Origin of the sequence: Streptomyces sp. NRRL F-5135, from assembly GCF_000719775.1 — a bacterium.
Classification (GTDB): Bacteria; Actinomycetota; Actinomycetes; order Streptomycetales; family Streptomycetaceae; genus Streptomyces; species Streptomyces hebeiensis.
Genome location: NZ_JOHR01000008.1, coordinates 85,724 through 108,285 on the forward strand (window position 1 = coordinate 85,724; position 22,562 = coordinate 108,285).

A 22,562-nucleotide genomic window follows, 5' to 3' on the forward strand; every position below is an offset into this window, starting at 1 on the left:
AACCCTACGAGGTGATCTCGATGCCTCATCGATACGTCCGCTGCCCGTACTGCGGACGCGTCCGGCTCCGTACCAGGGGCGGACGTCTCAGGCGTTGTCGCTGCTGTCGCGACCCGCGTCGACCGAACCACTGACCTGACCTGCCGACCGAACCAACCCCAAAGGAGCACACCCCTTGTTCACCACGTCGGCCCATCACTCGACGGCAGTGCTCGCCACTGCCCCTCACGAAAGGTCTCCGCCCTCGCGTGCACACTCGCACCGCTGAGGCGCGGCGCTCCCTCCTTGCCCGGGTGGAGCGACCGCGCCTCGGTCTTTCCGAAACCGAACGTGACCTCATCCGCCTTGTTGCTGAGCCCGGATTCAACCGCTGGCTAGAACAGATCCGCGCTACCGGCGGATGCGCTCACCCCATCTATCTGTCCGGCCACACCACCACCCTCGATGCGACAACCGGCGCCGTACTCCGCCACTACACCACCACGAACGAGCCCGGTGGCCGACTGGCCGTGCGATGCCGCAACCGCCGAGAGACACAATGCGGTCCCTGCTCCCGCCTCCACTCGGGCGACACCTTCCAACTCGTCCGCGCTGGCCTGGTCGGCGGGAAGAACGTGGCCGACACCGTACAGCGCCACCCCCGGCTGTTCGTCACGCTCACCGCTCCCTCGTTCGGCGCTGTCCACCGCAACGCCGACGGCGGCCCGTGTCGGCCTCGCCGTGACAGGGGCGTCTGCGAGCACGGTCGGCCCGTCGGCTGCGGACTCGTCCACGCCCCGGACGCCTCCATAGTCGGCCAACCCCTGTGCCCGGACTGCTACGACTACCCCGCGCACGTCCTGTGGCACGCGACCGCGGGAGAACTGTGGAACCGGACCACCCGGCAGATCAGGCGGCATCTGGCAGGGGTAGCCGGCACACCCCAGAGCCGCATTGGTGATCACCTCCGGCTCTCCTACGCGAAGGTTGCCGAGTACCAGCGACGCGGCGCGGTGCACTTCCATGCCGTGATCCGGATCGACGGCCCCGACGGCCCCGACACATCCCCGTCCTCCTGGGCCACCACTGACGTACTCGCTGACGCCGTGCGCTCCGCCGCTGCCTCCGTGCACGTCACACTGCCCTACGTCGGCGGGCTCGGCGAACACACCGCGCGGTGGGGCGTGCAACTCGACGTACACCCCATCCGCCAGGGGTTCACCGACGGCGGCCCGGTCACCGATCAGGCCGTAGCCGCGTACGTCGCCAAGTACGTCTCAAAGAGCGTGAGCGACGCTGCGGGCGGCATCGACTACCCGGTCCGCTCCCGTGCCGACATCGACCTGATAGCCGTCTCCGACCACGTACGCACGCTCATGCTCACCTGCTGGCGCCTCGGTGACGTACCCGAACTCGACGGCCTACGGCTACGGCCCTGGGCCCACACCCTCGGCTACCGGGGCCACGTACTCACCAAGAGCCGCCGCTACTCCACCACCTATACGGCACTCCGGGCGGCCCGTGCCGACCACAACACCCAAGAGGTCGACCTGGCACACGATCCCGACACCGAGACAGTCACTGAGGCCGAATGGCGATACGTCGGAAGCGGCCACACACCCGCAGAAGCAGAAATCGCTAGGGGGGTTGCCCAAGACATCGACCAACTTCGCTCAGCACTGGCCACTCTAGGCACGGCTGGCGGCCTCAATGCCTGACACAATCGCCGGATTTCTCCATTCCAACCGGCTGGTCAACGGTCGCCCTGACGCGCTCCGCACTTGGCGGATCACCACTGGCCAGTTCGCGGTGGCAACTGCGGCATCAGACCTGTTGGGCGGCGAAGTAAGGAAACTGCCCAATGGAGATTTTGAAATCATCACAAAAGCGTCTACCATTCACGTTTTCATAATCGGGGAGTACGTTTCCATAGAGATGAAAAAATGGCATCAGTCGAAATTGGTGCACCATTGCGACGGCTACACACTGCTGCAAGCCGGGAGCTCATACGGAAAACCGTGCGGGTGCCCAAACTCGATAACAGAAATCCGGGAGAAGGCCAAAAATGGCACGGGGCCACAACCAAACGTAATCATATATCTAAAATTCTCCACGGCGGACGCCTTGGGATTCTTCCGCCTAAACTCCACCTCTTGGAAAATACTGGAGCTTGCCCGCGAGATCAAAAAAGGGGGCGCGGAATACGAACTAACTCTCACCAAAAGAAAGATCAACACAGACGGGGGGCGAACCCTGCTGTACTTTGAACCTGAGCTTCGGGGAAACCATTCAGTTAATTAAAAACACTACAGGCCGCATCCCGACACTGTAGAGCGCTAGGTCCAAGCGCGATACGTCTCCGTAAACGGTTCGGTCGACCCATGCCCCGGCAGTCGCAACCGCCGGGGCATTTCGGGTTTCGAGGTCAAGCTGATACTTCTACCTTTCCACCAGTCCAGTCAATTTCCACTCGATCCTCTACCGGCACGTGATTCCCCTTGAATCCGACGGGTGCGACCCGTATTTCGTCAACCATCGTCAGAAGGAAAGAGCGACGGGTGACTTGATCCCACTCTTTCCAGGGGCTGTTAGGACCTATGGGATCTTCCCCAGCTTCGAACCACTCGCTAGGAAGGGACACGCTTTCGCTCTCCTTTTCGCTCAATTCCTCAAGAGTCTTCATGAGCCTGGATTCACTGGCCACAAGTCGCCGGTTACTGTCTCGGTAAATCTTCTCCATCGTGGGACCCTTGTAATCTCCGGCTTCTCGGTCGGCGGCCAGCGTGGTCAATGCCCCACGGATCTGTTCAAGCTCTTGTTCTGCCGCACTCTTCTGCTGCCGCAACTCTTCGGTCTCGTTTTGCCGGGCGAATCGCTCGGCCACTCGCGCCAAGACCTTAGCGTCTTCCGGTTTTTCGATATCAAGGGCCCGGAGTCGCCTAAACGCCATCTCGGGAATCAGCTTGTCAATCTGGCTCGCAGTGATCCCCATACTGTGCCTCCCCGCTCCCTTCGGCCCGCCCGGACCTATATTGCAGGTGTAGAACGGGTAGCGGTTTTTCCCGCTGCCAGGGTTCGTCTGCATGGGGCGACCACATACGCCGCACCGAACAAGCTTTAGCCGAGTAAAGAGGGCTACTGGCTCCTTTACCCCCTTCTCCTTTCGACTGTGAGGAATATTGGCCTTGCTTCCCTGCGTGAGCTGCAATTCCCACCACTCGGCACGGGTAATAATCCCTTCGTGCAGCGAAAGCAGGTTTCCATCAGGTCCGTACAAAATCGCCTGCGAGCCGGAAATAGGGCGGCGGCGCTTTTTCCCGTCAGTATCTTTCTGTATGCGAGTGAAAGCCTCGACGGAATAGCCAGCAAGGCGGGGATCACGGAGAATTGAACGCACGGTCGCCACAAGCCAATATTTACCACCGGTGGGTGTCGGTATCGCCATCTCGGTCAACGTGACGGCGATATCACGCAAATCCATTTTCAACACCATCGCCCACCTCACCATAGCCCTTACGACAGGCATCTTTTCTGGATCGGGCACTAGTTTGTTGACTGCCACACCATCGACTACGGCGCGTACGACCATCAATCCATATGGGGCACGACCTGTAACATGCCCGCCACGCTTACGCGCTTGCGCATGTGCACCGGTAATGAACGCCGACTTCTGTTCTGACTCCTGCTGGGCGAGTGCTGCTGTGAGGCCAAGAATTGCTTGGCCAACGGGATTGCTCGGGTCGGTGTCCAGCCATGGCTCCGTTATGGAAACCAGTCGCGTCCCATGCTTGGAGAATTCGTCAAGGGTGGTGAGTACATCCAACGCGCCCTTGCGAGACAACCGCGAAAGCGCAAAAACAATCACCACATCGATTTTCCCTGCGCGCACCTTTGCCATAAGCGCGTCGTAAGCGAAACGCTGCACGTCGTCAGACCAGCCTGACTTACCGATGTCGGCATAGACGTCATCGGGGCTGACGTGCCATGCACTGTGTGCAGGCGACTGAATGTGATGCAGCGCGGCGTCAAGCTGCGCACGAGGGGATGCCTCTGAACGCTGCTCCTGGCTTTCTCCGCTTCCCGAGTTCTTGGGCTGCTTGCTCTGCCTGATGAGGATGCCGACACGCACAGAGTCCATACCGGGCTTACGCGGGGCCGGTAGAGCGGCTTTCATAGCGTCGACGATGATGTCTCGCCACTCTGACGGGTAGTGAACTTCCTCTGTTTGCACCTTGTTTGCTGCCATAGATCGACCGTACTAGACATAGGTGGCTGCTCTAAGGAACACCTGGTCCAGGGCTTCTACGACCGGATCGGCACCGAGCACCGGGCGGCGGCCCGGGAGGTGCTGGACCGGGAGACCGATCTGGAGGCGCGCATGGCGGGCGTGCTGACGATCTGGCTCGACGTCGCGGCGCCGTACCACGAGTTCGCCGCGCAGTTCTTCAAGAACGCGGCCGACCCCGACAGCCCGCTCAGCCCCTTCTCCCCCGAGTCGGCGGGGGCGCGGGATGCGGCCGTCGCGCTCCAGCGGGAGGTGCTGGCCGGGTCCCGGGCGAAGGTTCCGGACGAACTGGCCGACGCCCTGCCCGAGTTGATGTGGCTGGCCCACATGGGGCTCGTCCTGTACTGGGTCTTCGACCGCTCGGAGGGCAGCGAGCGCACCCGCCGGCTCGCGGAGCGCGGCTCGCGGCTGACCGCCCGGGGAGTGGCGTTCGCGCGCTTCCGGGTGCTGCGACCGCTCGTACGCGAGGTGCACGAGCTGTTCGCGGAGTTCCTGCCGGGCATGGCGGAGGTGGCCGCTTCCCGGAAGGCGCCGGCCGCCGGAACCGCGACGCCACGGGACTGACGGACGCGGCGTGCGAGCCGGAGCCCCGGGCCCGAAGCGGCGTCAGCTTCGCGCGCGCTGGGTGACCGCGATGCAGCCGAGGACGATCAGGGCCGCGACGGGGGCGAGGGGGGAGAGCGGCTCCCCCAGCAGCAGGACCGACCACACGAGGGTGAGCAGCGGCTGGGCGAGCTGGATCTGGCTCGCCCTGGGCACCCCGATGGCGGCCATGCCGCGGTACCACGCGACGAACCCGCCGAACGAGGAGACGGCCGCCAGGTAGGCCATGCCGACGACCGCCCGGCCCGTCACGTGCACCGGCTCCTCGGGCAGGGCCGCCGCCGCGACCAGGGCGGACACCGGGAGAGCGGCGACCACTCCCCAGGCGATGACCTGCCAGCCGGGCATGTGGGAGGCGAGTCTGCCGCCCTGGGCGTACCCGGCGGCGCACACCAGCAGGGCGCCGAAGAGGTACAGGTCCCCCAGGGCCGGCAGGCCGTGGCTCTGCTGGAGCGTGAAGGCGACCACGGTGAGGGCGCCGAAGCCGGCGGCCGCCCAGAACGCGCGCGACGGGCGCCGGCCGGTCAGGACGGACGAGACGGCGGCGGTGGCCAGCGGCAGGATCCCGATGACGACGGCGGAGTGCGCGCTGGTGGACGTCTGGAGGGCGAGCGCGGTCAGCAGCGGAAAGCCGATGGAGCAGCCGCCGGCCACCGTGAGCAGCCCCGGCCAGTGCTCCCGGCCGGGCAGCGGGACCCGGGCCCCGTACAGGCAGGCCGCGGCGAGCAGGCCCGCCAGCAGGCCCCGCACGCCGGTCACCGTCCACGGGCCGAGTCCGTCCAGGGCCCATACGGTCGCCGGGAAGCTGAACGAGAAGCACACCACGCCGAGCGCGGCCAGGGGAGTACCGCTGCGGACCGCTATCGCGGAGGCGGGAGTAGCGCTATCTTCTACTGTCATGAATGACAGTAGCAGTGTGGCGCGTCTGGCCACGACCTTGCGAAAGGAGCTGGACCGCTACTCGGACGGTGAGAAGCTCCCGTCCAGCAGGGAGTTGGTGACGCGGTACCAGGTCAGCCCGGTGACGGTCTCCCGGGCCATCGCCACCCTCGCCGCCGAAGGGCTCGTGGCCTCCCGCCCCGGCACCGGTGTCTTCAAGGCCACCGCCCGGCGCGTCGCGGGCGGTCTCGGCGACGTCTCCTGGCAGGAGGTGGCGCTGAGCGCGGACCCGCCGCACGCCGCCCTCGACACGGGCCCGCGCGGCGTGGACGCCGCCGGGGTGCTGGCCACCCTCGCCACCCTGCCGCCCGAGGTCATCGACCTCAACGGCGGCTACCTGCACGCGTCGATCCGGCCGGAGCGCGCCCTGGCCGGCGCCCTGGCCCGGGCCGGCCGCAGGCCCGGCACCTGGTCCCGGCCCCCGGCGGAGGGCCTGGCCGAGCTACGGGGCTGGTTCGCCCGCGACATCGGCGGGCCGGCCGGCTCGCTCGACGCCTCGGACGTCCTGATCACCGCCGGCGGCCAGAGCGCGCTCACCACCGCCCTGCGGGCCGTGGCCTCGCCCGGCTCCCCCGTCCTGGTCGAGTCCCCCACGTACCCCGGCGCGCTCGCCGTGGCCCGCGCCGCCGGGCTGCGGCCCGTCCCCGTACCGGTCGACGCCGACGGGGTACGCACCGACCTGCTGGCCGAGGCGTTCGAGGCCACCCGGGCCCGGGTGTTCGTCTGCCAGCCGCTGTTCCACAACCCGACCGGCGCCGTCCTGTCCCCGCGGCGGCGCACCGCCGTGCTCGACATCGCCCGGGCGGCGGGCGCCTTCGTCGTCGAGGACGACTTCGCCCGCCACCTGGTGCACGCGGACTCCCCGCCCCTGCCGCTCCCGCTGGCCGCCGACGATCCGCACGGCGTCGTCGTCCATGTGCGCTCGCTGACCAAAGCGGCGTCCCCCAGCCTGCGGATCGCGGCCCTGACCGCCCGCGGTCCGGTGCAGGGGCGGCTGCGCGCGATCCAGGCCGTCGACAGTTTCTTCGTCCCCCGCCCGCTCCAGGAGACCGCCCTCGAACTGGTCGGCTCCCCCGCCTGGGCCCGCCATCTGCGGGCGCTCGCCGGCACGCTGCACGAGCGCCGGACCACGCTGCTCACCGCGGTGGGCGGTGCCCTGCCCGCCCTCCTGCCGCCCCGGCCGCCCCGCGGCGGATGCCACCTGTGGCTGCGGCTGCCCGACGGCACCGATGAGCGCGCCGTCACCACGACCGCCCTGCGCCACGGCGTGGCGGTCACCGCCGGCGGCCCCTACTTCACCGCCGAAGCACCCGCCCCTCACCTGCGGCTGAGCTACATCAGCACGCCGGGCACCACCCAGCTGGCGGAAGGGGTGATCCGGCTCCGCCGGGCTCTCGCCGAGAACGGCGCGCCGCCGGCGGACCGTCAGCGGTGACGGCGCCCAGAGCCTGGCCGGCGCCCACGGCCGCCGGATGCCCGTCCCGTCCGACGGGTACCGCGCGCCCGTCGCCCGCCGGGCCGGGCGCGGGGTCCGGCCCGGCTCCTGTCATGCCTGACGCGACGCCAGCTGGACGATGGTGATGTCGGAGGGCGCGCCGACCCGTACGGGCGGGCCCCAGGCACCGGCGCCCCGGGACACGTACAGCTGGGTGTCGCCGTAACGTTCCAGCCCGGCGACGGTGGGGTTGGCCAGGCCCGCGAGGAGGCTGCCGGGCCACAGCTGGCCGCCGTGGGTGTGGCCGGAGAGCTGGAGGTCCACGCCGTGCTCCACGGCGTCGTCGATCACGACGGGCTGGTGCGCGAGGAGGACGGAGGCACGGCCGCGGTCGCGGTCGCCGAGCGCCTTCGCGAAGTCCGGTCCCGCGCCCTCGCTCTCGCCGGCGACGTCGTTGACCCCGGCGAGGTCGAAGCCCGCGATCTCGACGCGCTCGTTCTCCAGGGGACGCATCCCCAGTTCGCGTACGTGGTCGACCCAGGCGTCCGCGCCGGAGAAGTACTCGTGGTTGCCGGTGACGAAGAAGGCGCCGTGCGGTGCCTCCAGCCCGGCGAGCGGCTCGGCGGCCGGCCCCAGGTCCTGGACGGTGCCGTCCACCAGGTCCCCGACGACCGCGATCAGGTCGGGCCGGGCGGAGTTGATGGTGTCGACGATGCGCAGGGTGTGGGCGCGGCCGAGGGTCGGGCCGAGGTGGATGTCGCTGACGACGGCGATACGGAACCCGTGCGCGGCCCGGGGCAGCTTGGCGAGGGGTACGGTGACGCGCTTGAGGCGCGGGCCGCGCAGGACGCCGTAGGTGCCGTAGCCGACGGTCCCGAGCGCCGCCGCGGCGGCGGCGCCGCCGACGACCCGGGAGACGAAGAGCCGGCGCGACGGCCGGGCGACCGCGGCGGAGGCACCGGCCGGCTCGGGTACGGGTGCGGAGCCCGTCGTTGCCGAGCCCGTCGTTGCCGAGCCCGTCGTGACACCGCCCGTCTGCGCGGACCCCGATGGGGAGGCCGGTGCGGATGCGGCGGTGGGGGTCAGTGTGGCGGCGCCGGCCGGTGCGGAAGGCCCGGTGCCACCGTCCGGCGCGGCGGGCGCGAGCGTCGCCGCCGCGCCCGCCGTGTCCGTCACGCTCGCCATGCCGGCGGCCTGGGCGTCGGCCTTTCCGGCGCCGGGGACCGGGGTGCCCGCCGCGGCCGGACCCGCCGCGGCCGCGCCGGCCGGGACCGTGCCCGACGGGGCGTCGCTCGCGCTGTCGTCGCCGTCGGCGCCCGTCCCGCCGCTCGCTGCCCTGGCCCGGGCACCGGCGTCGGCGGACACCGGCCGGCCCGGCGTCCCGGCCGTGCCCGTGCCCGCGCCCGCGCGGGCGTCGCGGCGGGCCAGCGCACGGCGCAGGAACGGGCGTACGACCTCGCCCACCGCGAGCGCCAGCAGCAGGTACAGCAGCGTCGCCAGCCACAGGTGCCCCGGCCAGGCGAGCACCTGCTGCACCCAGAAGGGCGCACCGGACCGCCCGGAGGTCAGCGCCCCCACGGCCAGTAACGGCAGCACGACGAGCGCCGCCGTACCAAGCCTCCGGGCGGCCGAGCCCGGCGCCGTGGTGTCGTGCACCAGGCGTCTCCACAGGTACCAGTGCGCTCCGACGAGCAGCGCGATGACCACCAGCACCGTCAAAATGACCACGACGACCACGTACAGGCCCCTCTTCCCGTCGCTACCACTGCACCGCGTCCGCCGCCGCTACCGCTGTTCCCGCCGCAGGGCGCGCACACCTCGGAACCCGATCACTCCGATGACCGTCCCGAGAAGGAAGGACACGATGGCGAGCAGCAGGTGGACCCAGAAGTACCCGGTGGGGTCACCGGCGTCGTCGAACGCGAGTCCACTCCCGTCCTGCCACAGGTTCTTGACGAAAGTGATCCAGATGAACCAGCTCCAGACCCCGAAGACGAGCAGGAACCAGGACACGGGGCGGCTGAGCTTCATGGGTTCAGTATCGCCGTCTCTTTCAGGGGATCGGCAGCGGGGGCGGCATCGGCCGGGCACGGACCCCGTGACCGGCCCCGGACCGGCACCGGGGCCGGTGGCCGCCGCCTCGTCCGCGTCGTCCGTTCGGGCGATGTCGGCGCCGGTCTCCGCCCCCTGTAACTTCTCGGTCGTGCCCGCTCTCAAGAAGACCGCTCTCACGGTCACCGCCGCCGCATTGCTTCCTCTTCTGACCGCGACGCCGTCCGTCGCGGTCAGCGCGACGCCCACGCCGGGTCCGAAGCAGCCCCGGCCGCCCGCCTCGATGTCCACGGTCGGCGGCGCCAGGCTCGGCACGGCGGGCACCCAGGTGGACCTCGGGGCCGGGGCCCCGGTCCTGCCGAAGCAGCTGAGCGGCCGGGCCTGGATCGTCGCGGACGCCGAGTCGGGCGAGGTACTGGCCGCGCACAACGCGCACTGGCGGCTGCCGCCCGCCTCCACCCTCAAGATGCTCTTCGCGGACACCCTGCTGCCCAGGTGGCCCAGGGAGAAGGAGTACAAGGTGGCCCCCGCCGACCTCCAGGGCATGGGCGAGGGCAGCAGCCTGGTCGGGGTCAAGGAGAACCTCCCGTACTCCGTCCACGACCTCTGGATGGGCGTCTTCCTGCGCTCCGGCAACGACGCGGTGCACGCGCTGGCCGCGATGAACGGCGGCGTGCCCAAGACCGTCAAGGAGATGCAGGCCCACGCGAACGAACTCCAGGCTCTCGACACGCACGTGGTCTCACCGGACGGCTACGACGCGGAGGGCCAGGTCTCCAGCGCGTACGACCTGACCCTGATCGCCCGCTCCGGCCTGCAGAAGAAGGACTTCCGGGAGTACTGCGCGACGCCTTCCGCGAAGTTCCCCGGCGAGTACGTGAAGCCGAAGAAGAACAAGAAGGACGAGAAGGACGAGAAGGACGAGAAGACCGGAACCGATCAGGCCGACGCGGACCAGCAGGGCGCCGGGAGCGAGCAGGAGGGGGCCGTCCCGCGCAAGCGCGAGATGTTCGAGATCCAGAACACCAACCGGCTGCTGACCGGTGCCGACGGCGTCAGCCAGTACCGGGGCATCGCGGGGGTCAAGAACGGCAACACCACGCACGCGGGCGCGACCTTCACCGGGGTCGCGGAGCGCGACGGCAGGGTGCTGCTGGTGACGGTCATGAACCCGTCGTCCGGCGAGGCCCACGCGGTCTACCAGGAGTCGGCTCGGCTGCTGGACTGGGGCTTCGCCGCCGCCGGGAAGGTCAAGCCGGTGGGCACGCTGGTGCCGCCGAAGTCGGCGGAGACGAACCCGTCGTCGGCGCCGACCGCGGCCGGCGCCGACTCGGCCGGATCCACCGGGGGCCAGGTCGCCGCCGCGCACAACGGCGGTTCGGGCGGCATGGGGATCGCCCTCGCCCTCGCGGGCGCCGCGCTGATCGTGCTCTCGGGCGCGGTGTTCCTGGTCAACCGCCGCCACCCGCTCCCGGACATGGTCCGCCGCCGGCCCCGCTCGTAGCGCCGCCGGTCACGGTCCCCGCTCGTAGCGCCGCCGGTCACGCCCCGCCGGCCCGGGTGGCTCCGCCGGGTTCGACGGTCCTGGCCGGGCCCGTACCTTTCGGTCCGGGTCCGGGCGGTTCCTCCGCCGTCCCCGTCGCCTGCCCCGCTTCCTCTTCCCCCTTGCCGCGCGTCGCCGTCCACGCCGCGCAGAAGAGCAGCAGCTTCGCGGTGAAGTTGATCCACAGCAGCAGCGCCACGGGTACCCCGAAGGCGCCGTACATGCTCTTCGTCGCCACGCCCCTCATGTAGCCGCCGAGCAGCAGTTTCAGCAGCTCGAACCCGATGGCGCCGACCAGCGCGGCCACGACGAGCCGGCGGCGCGGCGGACGGACGCGGGGCAGCAGCGTCAGGACGTACAGCAGCAGCAGGAAATCGGCCAGTACGCCCACCGCGAGAGCCGCCGCCGAGAGCAGCGCGCCGCCCGCCCCGTGCTCGGGAACGCCCAGCAGGCGGGCGGTCCGGCCGACGGCCGTGGAGGCGAGGGCCGACGCTCCGAACGAGATGAGCCCCGCCGCGCCGAGCCCCACCAGGACCGCGCCGTCCTTGGCCTTGAGCAGGACCGGGTTGCCCTCGTCCTTCTCCTCCGTCTCCCAGACGGCCCGCAGGCACTCCCGCATCGAGCCGATCCAGCCGATGCCGGTGAGGAGCAGCAGCGCGCCCGCCACCACCCCGACCGTGCCCGCGTTGGCGACGAGGCCGTGGATGTCGAGCTGGCCGGAGATCCCCGGCACCTGCTTGGCGATGGCGTTCTGGAGCCGGTCCAGCTGATCGGGACTCAGCAGCGCGGCCCCGATCGCCGCCGCCACGGTGATCAGCGGGAAGAGCGCGATGAAGCTGATGAACGTGATGGCGGCGGCCAGCCGGGTCCAGTGGACCCGGTCCAGCCTCTCGTACGAGCGCCAGGCGTGTGTCCGCATCAGCCGGACGACGAACGGGCCGATGACGGGGAGTTTTTTCAGCCAGTCCATGCTGAGGTGCCTACCCCGGGAACACGGTTCCAGCCGGTCGCCGGCCACCCATTCATACGAGCACCGCATCGAAGGCCGCAAAGAATGATCTATGGGGCGATACGGTCACGGCATCACCCGTACCGACGGCACCCGCAAGGAGCGACCCCATGCGACTGCGACCCGCGACGAAGGACACCTCCGGCCCTCCGCGCTCCCTCCTCGTCCTCGGCGGCACGTCCGAGATCGGGCTGGCGACCGCGCGCCGGCTGATCGTCCGCCGTACGCGTACGGTCCGGCTGGCGGGCCGCCCCTCCCCCGCCCTGGAGAGCGCCGCCGACGGACTGCGCGCCCTGGGCGCGGACGTCCGTACGGTCGCCTTCGACGCCCTGGACCCCGCCTCGCACGCGGCGGCGCTCGGCAAGGTCTTCGCGGACGGTCCCGTCGACATGGTGCTGCTGGCCTTCGGGATCCCCGGCGACCAGGCGCACGACGAGGCCGATCCGCTCGCGGCCGTACGCGTCGCGCAGACGAACTACACCGGCGCGGTCTCGGCCGCGCTGGTGTCCGCCGCGGCACTCCAGGCCCAGGGGCACGGCTCGCTGGTGGTGCTCTCGTCGGTGGCCGGCGAGCGGGCCCGCCGCGAGGACTTCATCTACGGTTCGAGCAAGGCGGGGCTCGACACGTTCACCCAGGGGCTCGGGGACGCCATGGAGGGTACGGGGGTCCACGTCATGGTCGTCAGGCCCGGTGCCGTGCGGTCGCGCTCGCCGCGCGCCACGGTGGCCGGCCGCCCGTACGGGCCGGTGCCGGTGCCGGAGACCACCCCCGAAGCGGTGGCCGCGGCGATCGAACTGGGCCTGCGGCGGCGCTCGGAGACGGTGTGGGTGCCCGGTGCGCTGCGGCTGGTGATGTCGGCGCTGCGCCATCTGCCGCGCCCGCTCTACCGTCGGCTGCTCGTCTGATCCCCGGGGCGGGCGGCGCGGCCGCCGACCGGCCGTCGCCGCCGGAGCCGGGCCCGTCCGTCAGGGGCGCAACGAGGTGGGCCGGTCGGCGGGGAGGCTCTGGCAGGGGACCCCTGTGGTCTCCCCGCCGCCCCCGAACGCGTACTCGTGCAACTTGCGCCAGACGCCGTCCGCGCCCTGCTCGTACAGGGCGAAGGACGTGCAGCTCCACTCCGCCGCGTAGTCGGCCAGCTCCTCGTACGCCCGGTCCATGGCCTCCTCGGCGATGCCGTGCGCCACCGTGACGTGCGGGTGGTACGGGAACAGGAGCTCGCGCTGAAGCGGGCCGGACGAGTCCCTGACCCGCTCCTGCAGCCAGGCGCAGGCGGAGCCGCCCTCGACGACCTGGATGTAGACGACCGGGGAGAGCGGCCGGAACGTACCGGTGCCGGAGAGCCGCATCGGGAAGGGCCGCCCGGCCGACGCCACCTCGGCGAGGTGGGCCTCGACGGCGGGCAGCGCGGAGGCGTCGACCTCGGTGGGCGGCAGCAGCGTGACATGGGTGGGGATGCCGTGCGCGGCGGAATCCCCGAAGCCCGTACGCCACTCCTGGATCAGGCTGCCGTACGGCTCCGGGACCGCGATCGAAACGCCGAGCGTTACGGTCCCCACATCGGGCTCCTCGGGTGATGTGTCGGATGGGTGGACGGGCCGGGTGGCCGTAGGGAAGTCGTCGGGGGCTGTCGGGGCGACGGGTCGGCGGCGGGTGGTCGGTCGGTCCGTGGTTTCGGCCGGTCCACGGTTCCGTCGGTCCGCGGTCGGCCGGTCCGCGGTTCCGGCGTGTACGGGGCGGCGGTGACGCGTCCGGTGCCGTACCGCTCGACGCGGGACCGCCCCGCCCGCGCCGTCAGTGCTTGGCCGGCAGGAAGCCGACCTTCTCATATGCCTGGGCGAGGGTCTCCGCCGCGACCGTACGGGCCTTGTCCGCGCCCTCGGCCAGGATCGAGTCCAGCGTCTCGGGATCGTCCAGGTACTCCTGCGTACGGGCCCGGAACGGGGTGACGAACTCGACCACGACGTCCGCGAGGTCCGTCTTCAGCGCGCCGTAGCCCTTGCCCTCGTACCGCGCCTCCAACTCCGGGACGCTCGTGCCGGTGAGGGTCGCGTGGATGGTGAGGAGATTGCTCACACCGGGCTTGGCCTCCCGGTCGAACCGGATCTCCGTGCCGGTGTCGGTGACCGCGCTCTTGATCTTCTTCGCCGTGGCCTTCGGCTCGTCCAGCAGATTGACCAGGCCCTTGGGCGTGGAGGCCGACTTGCTCATCTTCGTCGTCGGCTCCTGGAGGTCGTAGATCTTGGCGACCTCCCGGACGATGTGCGGGGCGGGGACCCGGAAGGTCTCCCCGAACCGGCCGTTGAAGCGCTCGGCGAGGTCGCGCGTCAGCTCGACGTGCTGGCGCTGGTCCTCACCGACCGGGACCGCGTCCGCCTGGTAGAGCAGGATGTCCGCGACCTGGAGGATCGGGTAGGTGAACAGGCCGACCGTGGTGCGGTCCGCGCCCTGCTTGGCGGACTTGTCCTTGAACTGCGTCATCCGGGACGCCTCGCCGAAGCCCGTCAGGCAGTTCATCACCCAGGCGAGCTGGGCGTGCTCGGGGACGTGGCTCTGGACGAAGAGCGTGCAGCGCTGCGGGTCGAGCCCGGCGGCGAGCAGCTGCGCGACGGCGAGGCGGGTGTTGGCGCGCAGCTCGGCGGGCTCCTGCGGGACGGTGATCGCGTGCAGGTCCACGACCATGTAGAACGCGTCGTGCGTGTCCTGCAACGCGACGTACTGGCGCACCGCCCCCAGGTAGTTGCCGAGGTGGAACGAGCCGGCGGTGGGCTGGATACCGGAGAGCGCGCGAGGTCGGTCAGAGGCCATGAACCCATTCTCTCAGGTACGACCGACAGCTCAGGAACGGATCTCCGACACGCGCGTGACCGGTCTCCGGTAAGTAGTAAGGAAGGAGGGCGAATGGCCGATCGGAGGTACCGGGGTCGGGCTACGCCGGGGGCGGGGCGCCGTGCGCGCGCGGCGCGCGAGGATAGGAAATGACGGCAGATACGAGTATTGCCCTCGCCGTGCCACAGGGCTCGACGCCGGCCGAGCACGGTTCGATACGAACGTGTCGCGGCTGGTCAGGGCTCGTCACGGCTCGTTCCGAACGATCGGAGTTCCCGATGTCGCCGACCACCCCCGCCTCTCCCGCCTCGCCCACCTCGTCCGCGGCGTCCGCGGCGTCCCCGAAGCCCACGGCGGCCTCGGCGCCCTCGGCGCCCTCGGCGTCCCTGACGGCGCGCGCGATCGCCTCGGCGGAGGCCCACAGCGCCCATAACTACCACCCGCTGCCCGTGGTCGTCGCCTCGGCGAAGGGCGCGTGGATGACCGATGTGGAGGGGCGGCGCTTCCTCGACATGCTCGCCGGATACTCGGCGCTCAATTTCGGCCATGGCAACAGGCGGCTGATCGAGGCCGCCAAGGCACAGCTGGAGCGGGTGACGCTCACCTCCCGGGCGTTCCACCATGACCGGTTCGCCGAGTTCTGCGCGCGGCTGGCCGAGTTGTGCGGCATGGAGATGGTGCTGCCGATGAACACGGGCGCCGAGGCGGTCGAGACGGCGGTCAAGACGGCCAGGAAGTGGGGGTACCGGGTCAAGGGCGTGCCGGACGGCATGGCGAAGATCGTGGTCGCGGGCAACAACTTCCACGGCCGTACGACCACGATCGTCAGCTTCTCCACGGACGCGGAGGCACGCCACGACTTCGGCCCGTACACCCCCGGCTTCGAGATCGTCCCGTACGGGGACCTCACGGCGCTGGACGCGGCGATGACCGAGAACACCGTGGCCGTCCTGCTGGAGCCGATCCAGGGCGAGGCCGGGGTGCTGGTCCCGCCGGCCGGCTACCTCGCCGGGGTGCGGGAGCTGACCCGGCAGCGGAACGTGCTCTTCGTCGTGGACGAGATCCAGTCGGGCCTCGGCCGCACGGGGCGGACGTTCGCCTGCGAGCACGAGGGCGTGGTGCCGGACGTGTACGTCCTCGGCAAGGCGCTGGGTGGCGGAATCGTGCCGGTGTCCGCGGTGGTCTCCTCGGCGGAGGTGCTCGGGGTCTTCCGGCCCGGCGAGCACGGTTCGACGTTCGGCGGGAACCCGCTGGCCTGCGCGGTGGCGCTGGAGGTGATCGCCATGCTGCGCACGGGCGAGTTCCAGCAGCGCGCGGCGGAGCTGGGCGACCACCTCCACCAGGAGCTGGGGCTGCTGCTGGGCGGCGGAGGCGTGACAGCGGTACGGGGCCGGGGGCTGTGGGCCGGGGTGGACATCGCGCCGGCCCACGGGAGCGGCCGGGACGTCTCGGAGCGGCTGATGGAGCGAGGGGTGCTGGTGAAGGACACGCACGGCGCCACGATCCGGATCGCGCCGCCGCTGGTGATCGGCAAGGAGGACCTGGACTGGGGGCTCGATCAGCTGCGGACGGTGCTCGCGGGGTGAGTGCGGTGCGCCGCCGGCGGGGTGGGGCCGGGAGCGATCGGAAGGCGGGACCGGCGGGCGCCCGCGGGAGCCCCGGCGGCGGTCGGGGCGACCGGGGGCCGGCTCCCCGGCTGCTCCCGGCCGTCTTCGGCCGCCGTTGGCCGCTTTCGGCCGACCCGCCCGGGCCGGGCCACCGCCTCGGAGGATTCAGCCCGGGATCACATGCGGGACGAAGCGGGCGTACCCGTCCGTGATCAGCCCGGCCGACTCCCGGATGCCGAGCCCCGCCGCCTCGCCGTCGACCACCCACGCGCCGAGCACCACACGGTTCCCGTCGACGTCGGGCAACGGGGCCAGTTGCTGGTAGCAGCAGACCTCGTCGTCCCGTACGACCGGGGGCGCTCCCGGCTCGTGGACGGTGACGCCGGCGCCCTCGCGGCCGAGCAGCGGTTTGGCGACGTAACCGGTGTGCTCGGCCAGTTCGCGGGGGCCGTCGAGGTAGGCGGGGAGCAGGTTGGGATGGCCGGGGTTCAGCTCCCAGAGGATCGCCAGCAGCGCCTTGTTGGACAGGAGCATCTTCCAGGCGGGCTCGATCCAGCAGGTGGTGCCCGTGCCGCCGCCGTTGTCCAGCGTGTCCAGGACGTACGGGCCGAACCGGTCGGTCGCCAGCCACTCCCACGGGTAGAGCTTGAAGCAGCTGCGGATGAAGCGCAGCCGGTCGTCGACGAAGCGGCCGGCCAGCCGGTCCCAGCCGACCTGCTCGACGGAGAGCGCCGCCGTCTCCAGACCGGCCTGTTCGGCGGTCTCGCGCAGGTACGCGACGGTCATCAGGTCCTCGCCCAGCTCGTCCCCGTCGGAGTGCGCGAAGTGCACGGGCCCCGGCGGGAGCAGCGGAGCCTGCCGTTCCCAGGCGGCGACGAGGCGTTCGTGGAGGGAGTTCCACTGGTCGGCGCCGGGGAACCGGTCCTCCATCCAGAACCACTGCGCGCTCGCCGCCTCGACCAGCGAGGTCGGGGTGTCCGCGTTGTACTCCAGCATCGTGGCCGGGCCCACGCCGTCGTACCGCAGGTCGAACCGGCCGTATATCGAGGGCAGTTCGCGGCGGCGGCGCCAGGACTCGGCTATCAGGTCCACCAGGCGCGGATCGGTGATGCCGAGGTCGGCGAACCGGTCGTGCGCCACGATGTGCGCGGCGGCGTCCAGGCACAGGGCGTGCAGCTCCGCCACGACGTCCTCGAGCGCTTCGACCTCGGGCAGGGTGAAGGAGTAGTAGGCGCTCTCGTCCCAGTACGGCCGCAGCGAGCCGTCCGGGTAACGGGTCAGCGGATAGATGACGCCCTGCTCCTCGACGGTCTGCTGCCAGCCGGGGCGGGGTTCGATGGTGTGACGTTTCATCAGCGCGTTGTCAGGTTGTCGTTCGGCGGTATCGGCGGCGTCCTGCTGTTTCCTGTGCGTGCGTGCGGCGGTCCGTCAGCCGCCGCCCGAGCCGGAGCAGCCGAAACCGCCGCGATCGACGGCCGACTTGTCGAAACTGCCGCCCTCGACCTTGCCGTTGCTGCTCTTGCCGCCGTAGTAGTACGAGCCGCCGCCGCTGCCACCGCTGCCACCGCTCCGGCACGCGGAGCTCGGCAGGGTCTCCCGGGTGGTCCGGTCGGCGCAGCGCTTGTCGGGTTCGGAGCCGCAGGACGTGATCGTCACCGCCAGCACCCCCATGCTGCCGAGCACGACCGTGCTCGACCTCAGCTTCCGCTTGCGCGGTTGTTTGTCCGCCTGATCGCGGGTTCGCTCGCTCGCCCGCCCGCTCGGCTGATCACTGATCCGCTCGCCGGTCCGTTCGCTCATCTGGCGCGCTGTCATGCTTCGCCACCCCCGTGACATTTTCGAACAGCTTCTCGTTCGTGCCCGCCCACAGTAGACGCCCGCACCGTCACACGAAAACGCCCAGGGGCGGACGAGCCGCCCCTGGGCGCGGTGCTGTTACCCGCCGGGGGTCCTTCCGCGTGCTACGCGCGGTGCGCTCAGCTCTTGTCCTCGCCGCTGCCGTACGGGCGGGTGAGCGCTTCCAGCGCGTGCCCCACCGGATCGAGGAAGTAGACGCCGCGTCCGCCGTCGTTGTGGTTGATCTCGCCTGGGCGCTGCTGGTACGGATCGGCCCAGAACGTCAGCTCGGCGTCCTGGATCCGCTGGAAGATGCCGTCGAACTCGGCCTCGGTGACGAGGAACGCGTAGTGCTGGGGAACGATCGAGCCCTCGGGGACGGTCGCGAAGTCGAGCGTGACCCCGTTGCTCAGCTCGACGGGGACGAACGGGCCCCACTCCTCTCCGGCCTCGAGGCCGAAGACATGGGCCAGGAAATCGGCGGACTCCCGGTTGTTCCTGGAGTGGACGATGGTGTGGTTCAACTGGACTGACACGGTGAAATGCCTCCACTGGGCACTCTCACGGGCCACCTCCATGCCTCACCCGGACGGTGACCGGCACGCGATGCCCTGTTGATGATCGTACGAGGCATGGCGCCGCGCGTCACGACGGAAGCGGAAACGCGGGGCCGATCGGAGGCCGTCGGAAGCCATCGGGACAGACGAGGCCGGACGGGGCAGGCGGGGCAGGCGGGGCGGTCAGGGCCCGTCGGCCGCGCCCGGGGCATCCGGTGGATCCGGCGACCGTCACGGCAGCGCCCGGCACAGCGCGTCCAGCGCGCCCGACCACGCGCTGTCCGGCGGGGTCGCGTAGCCGACGACCAGCGCGTCCGGGCCGGGCGGCGCGGCAGGGTGCCGGAAGGCGGCCAGCCCCTCCACCGCCAGGCCCTGCCAGGCCGCCGCCTCCACCACGGCGCGCTCGGTACCGGACGGAAGTTCGACGACGGCGTGCAGCCCGGCCGCGATCCCCGTCACCCCGTTCTCCGGCGCCCGCTCGGCCAGCGCCTCGACCAGTTGGTCGCGGCGGCGCCGGTAGCGCTGCCGCATCGCGCGGACATGGCGGTCGTACGCGCCGGACACCAGGAACTCCGCGAGCGTGAGCTGGTCCAGGGCGCTGGAGGCCCAGTGCGTCGCCGCCTTGGCCGCCGTGACCTCCGCCACCAGCCCCTCCGGCAGCACCATCCAGGCCAGCCGCAGGCCCGGCGCCAGCGCCTTGCTGGCCGTGCCCAGGTAGACCACCCGGTCGGGGTCGAGTCCTTGCAGGGCCCCCACCGGCTGCCGGTCGTAGCGGAACTCCCCGTCGTAGTCGTCCTCCAGGATCAGGCCGCCCGTCCGCCGGGCCCAGTCGACGGCCGCCGCCCGGCGGTCGGGGTGGAGGGCGGCGCCGGTGGGGAACTGGTGGGCGGGCGTCATCAGGACCGCGCCGACGCCGCGCACCCCGGCCCCCCGTGCCCCGGGTCCCGCCCCGTCGGCCGCCTCGCCCGTCCCGTCGGCCGCCCACGCCGCGTCACCGGTGCCCGCGACCGAACCCTCGGCGGTCGTGGCCGTACGCGTCAGCCCCGCCAGTTCCCCGGTCCGGGCGCCCCTGTCGTCCACCGTCAGCACCCGGGTCCGCAGGCCCGCGCCGCGCAGCAGGTCCCGGTGGAAGCCGAGACCGTACGACTCGACGGCGACCTCCCGCAGCCGCCGCGCCCTGAGCACGCCGCCCAGCAGCGTCAGGGCGTGGACGAAGCCGCCGCAGACGACGATGCGCTCGGGCACCGCGTACACCCCGCGGGCACGGGCCAGGTAGTCCGCGAGGGCGGTACGCAGTTCGATCCGGCCGGACGCGTCGCTGAAGCCGAGGGCCTCGTGCGGCGCGGCGGTCAGCGCGCGACGGGCCGCCGCGAGCCACTGGGTCCGGGGAAATCCGGACAGGTCGGGCGAGCCGGGCAGCAGGCTGTACGCGGGCCGGCGGCGGGTGGGCCGGGTGCGGGGCGCGGCGGGCGCGGGCCGGCGCGGCGCGGACCGCCGCGCCACCCGGGTGCCGGAACCCTGCCGGGCGGTGAGCCAGCCCTCGGCGACGAGTTCGGCGTACGCGTCGGCCACGGTGTTACGGGCGATGCCCAGGTCGGCGGCCAGCGAGCGGGAGGAGGGCAGCCGGGTGCCGGGCACGAGGCGGCCCGTACGGACGGCGTCGCGCAGGGCGTCCATGATTCCCGCGCGGAGTCCGACATGCCCGGCGGGGGAGCCGGAACGCGTGCCGGGGGCGCCGCCCGCCGGGGCGAGGGCGGAGCGCAGTTCGAGGTGCAGGTCGGCGCCGAAGGTGCTCCGGGGTTCGGCGGGACGTTCGGTGGCGCCTTTTCCGGCCCGTCCGGTGGCGCCTTTTCCCGCACGTTCCGCGGGGCCTTTTCCCGCACGTTCGGCGGGGCGGGCACCGCCGTGGGCGCCCGCCGGGGGATTGGCCCGGGAATCCGTCACAGAAGTGGACCATACCGCTGCGCCACCGTCGGTCTAGCGTCTTCGGTATGACGACGACAGCGAACACGACCGGAACCGGCACGGCGGAAGCCAAGGCGGCTCACGCGGCCCACGCCGCCCACGCGGCCGGGACGACCAATGGATACGCCCCCGAGCACACCCAGCGCATGGACCTGGCCAAGCTCGCCCCCGAGGTCTACAAGGCGATGGTCCGACTGGACGCGGCGGCCCGGCAGGGTGTCGATCCCACGGTGCTCGAACTGGTCAAGATCCGTTCCTCGCAGCTCAACCACTGCGCGTTCTGCCTGGACATGCACACCAAGGACGCACTGGCGGCGGGCGAGTCGGTGGAGCGGATCGTCCAGCTCAGCGCGTGGGAGGAGTCGCGGCACTTCTACACGCCGAAGGAGATCGCGGCGATCGAGCTGGCCGAGGCGATCACCGTCCTGACGGACGGCTTCGTCCCGGACGAGGTGTACGCGAGGGCGGCGGAGCACTTCGAGGAGACCGAGCTGGCGCACCTGATCGCGGCGATCACGGTGATCAACGGATGGAACCGGTTCGCCGTGTCGACCCGGAAGGTCCCGGGCCACTACACCCCGGGCCAGTACAAGAACTGACCGCTGCCGGCCCCGCCCACGGCGCGGGTCCGTCGGCCCGGGTCCGGACTCCGGCGCGCCGGGGCTCGGCACGGGTTCGGACCCCGGCGCGGGCCCGTACCCCCGACGCGGGCCGTACGTCACAAGACCGGCCACACGCCGTCGAAACACCGAACTCCCTCCCCGCCACGCGTGCAGGATGGTGCCACGCATCCTCACGGGGAGGGCACACGCAGATGGGTTTACGTATCCGATTCTCCCCGGCCGATCTCGGCCGGGTCACCGTGGCCGAGCGGCCGGATCCCCTCTGGGAGGTGCTGCTGGCCGCCCACGTACTGCAGACGCACGACGGTCCGCTGGTGTTCGGCGTCTGGCGCCGGGCCGCCAGAGCCCGGCTGGACGCGCCGATGCGCCGGCTGCTCGCCGTGACCCCCGCCCGGGGGTACTCGCCGGACTTCCTCACCCCCGCCGAGTCGGCCGAGGGCGTCGAGGCGGGCCTGGAGGCCGTACGCCGGGTACCGCGCACGCGGTTACGGCGGGAGCTGGACGCGCTGCCGCCCGAGCGCCGCGAACTGCCCTGGCTCCGGGCGCTGGCCGAAGGGCGGGCCCGCCCGCTGTGCGACCTCGCGGACGCCATCGCCGCGTTCCGGCTGGCCCTCCTCGCGCCGTACTGGCCCGCCGTCGAACGGCATCTGGCGGCCGACCGGTCGCAGCGGGCCACCGTCGTCCTCCGCGGCGGGGTGGACCAGCTCCTGGCCACCCTGCACCCGTCGGTCCAGTGGCGGTCTCCCGTCCTGTGCCTGAACCACGGCTCCTTCGACCGTGACCTCCACCTGGACGGACGGGGGCTGCTGCTCCTCCCCTCCTTCTTCTGCTGGGAGCACCCCACCGTCCTCCGGGATCCGGACCTGTCGCCGGTGCTCGTCTATCCCGTCACCCACGACCCCCGCTGGGCCGTGCCCCCGGCGGAGGGCGCTCGGCGCGAGGTGGCCGCGCTGATCGGCCGCACGCGCGCGGCGGTCCTGGAAGCCACCGCGGACGGACGGTGTACGACCGAGCTGGCCCGGCGGGTGCGCACGTCTCCCGCGTCGGCGAGCGAACACCTGAAGGTCCTGCGCGAGACGGGGCTGATCACCACCCGCAGGGACGGCACGGCCGCCCTCCACGCCCTCAGCCCGCTGGGCCGGGCCCTGCTCGAAGGCGTGCCCTCCGAGCCGCCGCGTCCCTCCGCGCGCCCCCCGCTCCGGCCCGCCTGACCGGCTGGTCCGCCTGACCTGCCTGTTTCGCCTGACACCGAAAACGTTGTCCCGTCACGTCCGGCAGGCCGATGCTGGCGTCACAGACGGCG

General features: G+C 71.3%; 20 protein-coding genes. 9 read left to right on the top strand and 11 right to left on the bottom strand.

All coding sequences use genetic code 11. The annotated features are described in order from the left end of the window. Nucleotides 1–293: 293 nt before the first annotated feature. A complete protein-coding gene (locus tag IG02_RS0115425; RefSeq protein ID WP_037803097.1) occupies nt 294–1,697 on the top strand; it encodes a replication initiator in 1,404 nt (467 codons plus the stop codon). Beyond that, nucleotides 1,690–2,280 (top strand): hypothetical protein, encoded by a 591-nt coding sequence (locus IG02_RS41560; protein WP_158712301.1) that lies wholly within the window; start codon nt 1,690–1,692, stop codon nt 2,278–2,280. Before IG02_RS0115425 ends, IG02_RS41560 begins: the two co-directional genes overlap by 8 nt. A gap of 124 nt (nt 2,281–2,404) precedes the next feature. Here the strand turns inward: IG02_RS41560 and IG02_RS39340 are convergent, their stop codons facing one another. Beyond that, nucleotides 2,405–4,225 (bottom strand): recombinase family protein, encoded by a 1,821-nt coding sequence (locus tag IG02_RS39340; RefSeq protein ID WP_078854506.1) that lies wholly within the window; start codon nt 4,223–4,225, stop codon nt 2,405–2,407. Between IG02_RS39340 and IG02_RS0115430 the strand changes: the two genes are divergently transcribed. Further along, complete coding sequence (locus tag IG02_RS0115430) at nt 4,205–4,828, top strand: TetR family transcriptional regulator C-terminal domain-containing protein (RefSeq protein WP_234314753.1); 624 nt, start codon at nt 4,205–4,207, stop codon at nt 4,826–4,828. The genes IG02_RS39340 and IG02_RS0115430 overlap by 21 nt on opposite strands. Before the next feature lie 42 nt (nt 4,829–4,870). Here the strand turns inward: IG02_RS0115430 and IG02_RS0115435 are convergent, their stop codons facing one another. Continuing rightward, nucleotides 4,871–5,767 (bottom strand): DMT family transporter, encoded by an 897-nt coding sequence (locus IG02_RS0115435; RefSeq protein ID WP_078854507.1) that lies wholly within the window; start codon nt 5,765–5,767, stop codon nt 4,871–4,873. Between IG02_RS0115435 and IG02_RS0115440 the strand changes: the two genes are divergently transcribed. After that, the gene (locus IG02_RS0115440; RefSeq protein ID WP_030747155.1) at nt 5,766–7,241 is read left to right on the top strand and encodes a PLP-dependent aminotransferase family protein; all 1,476 of its coding nucleotides are present in this window, start codon (nt 5,766–5,768) and stop codon (nt 7,239–7,241) included. The two genes, IG02_RS0115435 and IG02_RS0115440, sit on opposite strands and share 2 nt — an antisense overlap. Nucleotides 7,242–7,352: 111 nt before the next feature. Here the strand turns inward: IG02_RS0115440 and IG02_RS0115445 are convergent, their stop codons facing one another. Beyond that, nucleotides 7,353–8,978 (bottom strand): metallophosphoesterase, encoded by a 1,626-nt coding sequence (locus IG02_RS0115445; protein WP_030747159.1) that lies wholly within the window; start codon nt 8,976–8,978, stop codon nt 7,353–7,355. Between the two features lie 48 nt (nt 8,979–9,026). Continuing rightward, on the bottom strand, nt 9,027–9,272 hold the full coding sequence (locus tag IG02_RS42830; protein WP_030747162.1) for an SCO4848 family membrane protein: 246 nt from the start codon (nt 9,270–9,272) through the stop codon (nt 9,027–9,029). Between IG02_RS42830 and IG02_RS0115455 the strand changes: the two genes are divergently transcribed. Further along, complete coding sequence (locus tag IG02_RS0115455; protein WP_234314754.1) at nt 9,211–10,797, top strand: D-alanyl-D-alanine carboxypeptidase; 1,587 nt, start codon at nt 9,211–9,213, stop codon at nt 10,795–10,797. The genes IG02_RS42830 and IG02_RS0115455 overlap by 62 nt on opposite strands. 37 nt (nt 10,798–10,834) lie before the next feature. On the opposite strand, the gene IG02_RS0115460 is transcribed toward IG02_RS0115455, so the two are convergent. After that, nucleotides 10,835–11,806: a YihY/virulence factor BrkB family protein gene (locus tag IG02_RS0115460; RefSeq protein ID WP_030747166.1), complete on the bottom strand. Its 972-nt coding sequence runs from the start codon at nt 11,804–11,806 to the stop codon at nt 10,835–10,837. 149 nt (nt 11,807–11,955) lie between these two features. Between IG02_RS0115460 and IG02_RS0115465 the strand changes: the two genes are divergently transcribed. After that, nucleotides 11,956–12,750, top strand: coding sequence for an SDR family NAD(P)-dependent oxidoreductase (locus tag IG02_RS0115465; protein WP_030747169.1), 795 nt, complete (start codon nt 11,956–11,958; stop codon nt 12,748–12,750). 60 nt (nt 12,751–12,810) lie between these two features. Here the strand turns inward: IG02_RS0115465 and IG02_RS0115470 are convergent, their stop codons facing one another. Both IG02_RS0115470 and trpS read right to left on the bottom strand, forming a co-directional pair. Then, nucleotides 12,811–13,401, bottom strand: a complete 591-nt coding sequence (locus IG02_RS0115470; protein WP_030747172.1) for a 2'-5' RNA ligase family protein — start codon at nt 13,399–13,401, stop codon at nt 12,811–12,813. 235 nt (nt 13,402–13,636) lie between these two features. Next, entirely contained in the window at nt 13,637–14,650 is a 1,014-nt protein-coding gene (gene trpS, locus IG02_RS0115475; protein WP_030747175.1) for a tryptophan--tRNA ligase, read from the bottom strand. A gap of 299 nt (nt 14,651–14,949) precedes the next feature. On the opposite strand from trpS, the gene rocD reads away from it, so the two are divergent. Further along, on the top strand, nt 14,950–16,257 hold the full coding sequence (gene rocD / locus IG02_RS0115480) for an ornithine--oxo-acid transaminase (RefSeq protein WP_078854509.1): 1,308 nt from the start codon (nt 14,950–14,952) through the stop codon (nt 16,255–16,257). Nucleotides 16,258–16,443: 186 nt separating this feature from the next. On the opposite strand, the gene IG02_RS0115485 is transcribed toward rocD, so the two are convergent. The 4 genes from IG02_RS0115485 to IG02_RS0115500 form a co-directional block, all read right to left on the bottom strand. Beyond that, on the bottom strand, nt 16,444–17,631 hold the full coding sequence (locus IG02_RS0115485; RefSeq protein ID WP_030747181.1) for a glutathionylspermidine synthase family protein: 1,188 nt from the start codon (nt 17,629–17,631) through the stop codon (nt 16,444–16,446). 75 nt (nt 17,632–17,706) lie between these two features. Then, on the bottom strand, nt 17,707–17,949 hold the full coding sequence (locus IG02_RS0115490) for a hypothetical protein (protein WP_051765163.1): 243 nt from the start codon (nt 17,947–17,949) through the stop codon (nt 17,707–17,709). A gap of 305 nt (nt 17,950–18,254) precedes the next feature. Beyond that, on the bottom strand, nt 18,255–18,650 hold the full coding sequence (locus IG02_RS0115495; protein ID WP_030747187.1) for a VOC family protein: 396 nt from the start codon (nt 18,648–18,650) through the stop codon (nt 18,255–18,257). A gap of 252 nt (nt 18,651–18,902) precedes the next feature. Then, on the bottom strand, nt 18,903–20,447 hold the full coding sequence (locus tag IG02_RS0115500; RefSeq protein ID WP_420707756.1) for a PLP-dependent aminotransferase family protein: 1,545 nt from the start codon (nt 20,445–20,447) through the stop codon (nt 18,903–18,905). 215 nt (nt 20,448–20,662) lie between these two features. Here IG02_RS0115500 and IG02_RS0115505 point away from each other — a divergent pair, with 215 nt between their 5' ends. Next, complete coding sequence (locus IG02_RS0115505; protein WP_030747192.1) at nt 20,663–21,235, top strand: carboxymuconolactone decarboxylase family protein; 573 nt, start codon at nt 20,663–20,665, stop codon at nt 21,233–21,235. Between the two features lie 215 nt (nt 21,236–21,450). Next, the gene (locus IG02_RS0115510) at nt 21,451–22,470 is read left to right on the top strand and encodes an ArsR/SmtB family transcription factor (RefSeq protein WP_037803038.1); all 1,020 of its coding nucleotides are present in this window, start codon (nt 21,451–21,453) and stop codon (nt 22,468–22,470) included. Nucleotides 22,471–22,562: the final 92 nt, after the last annotated feature.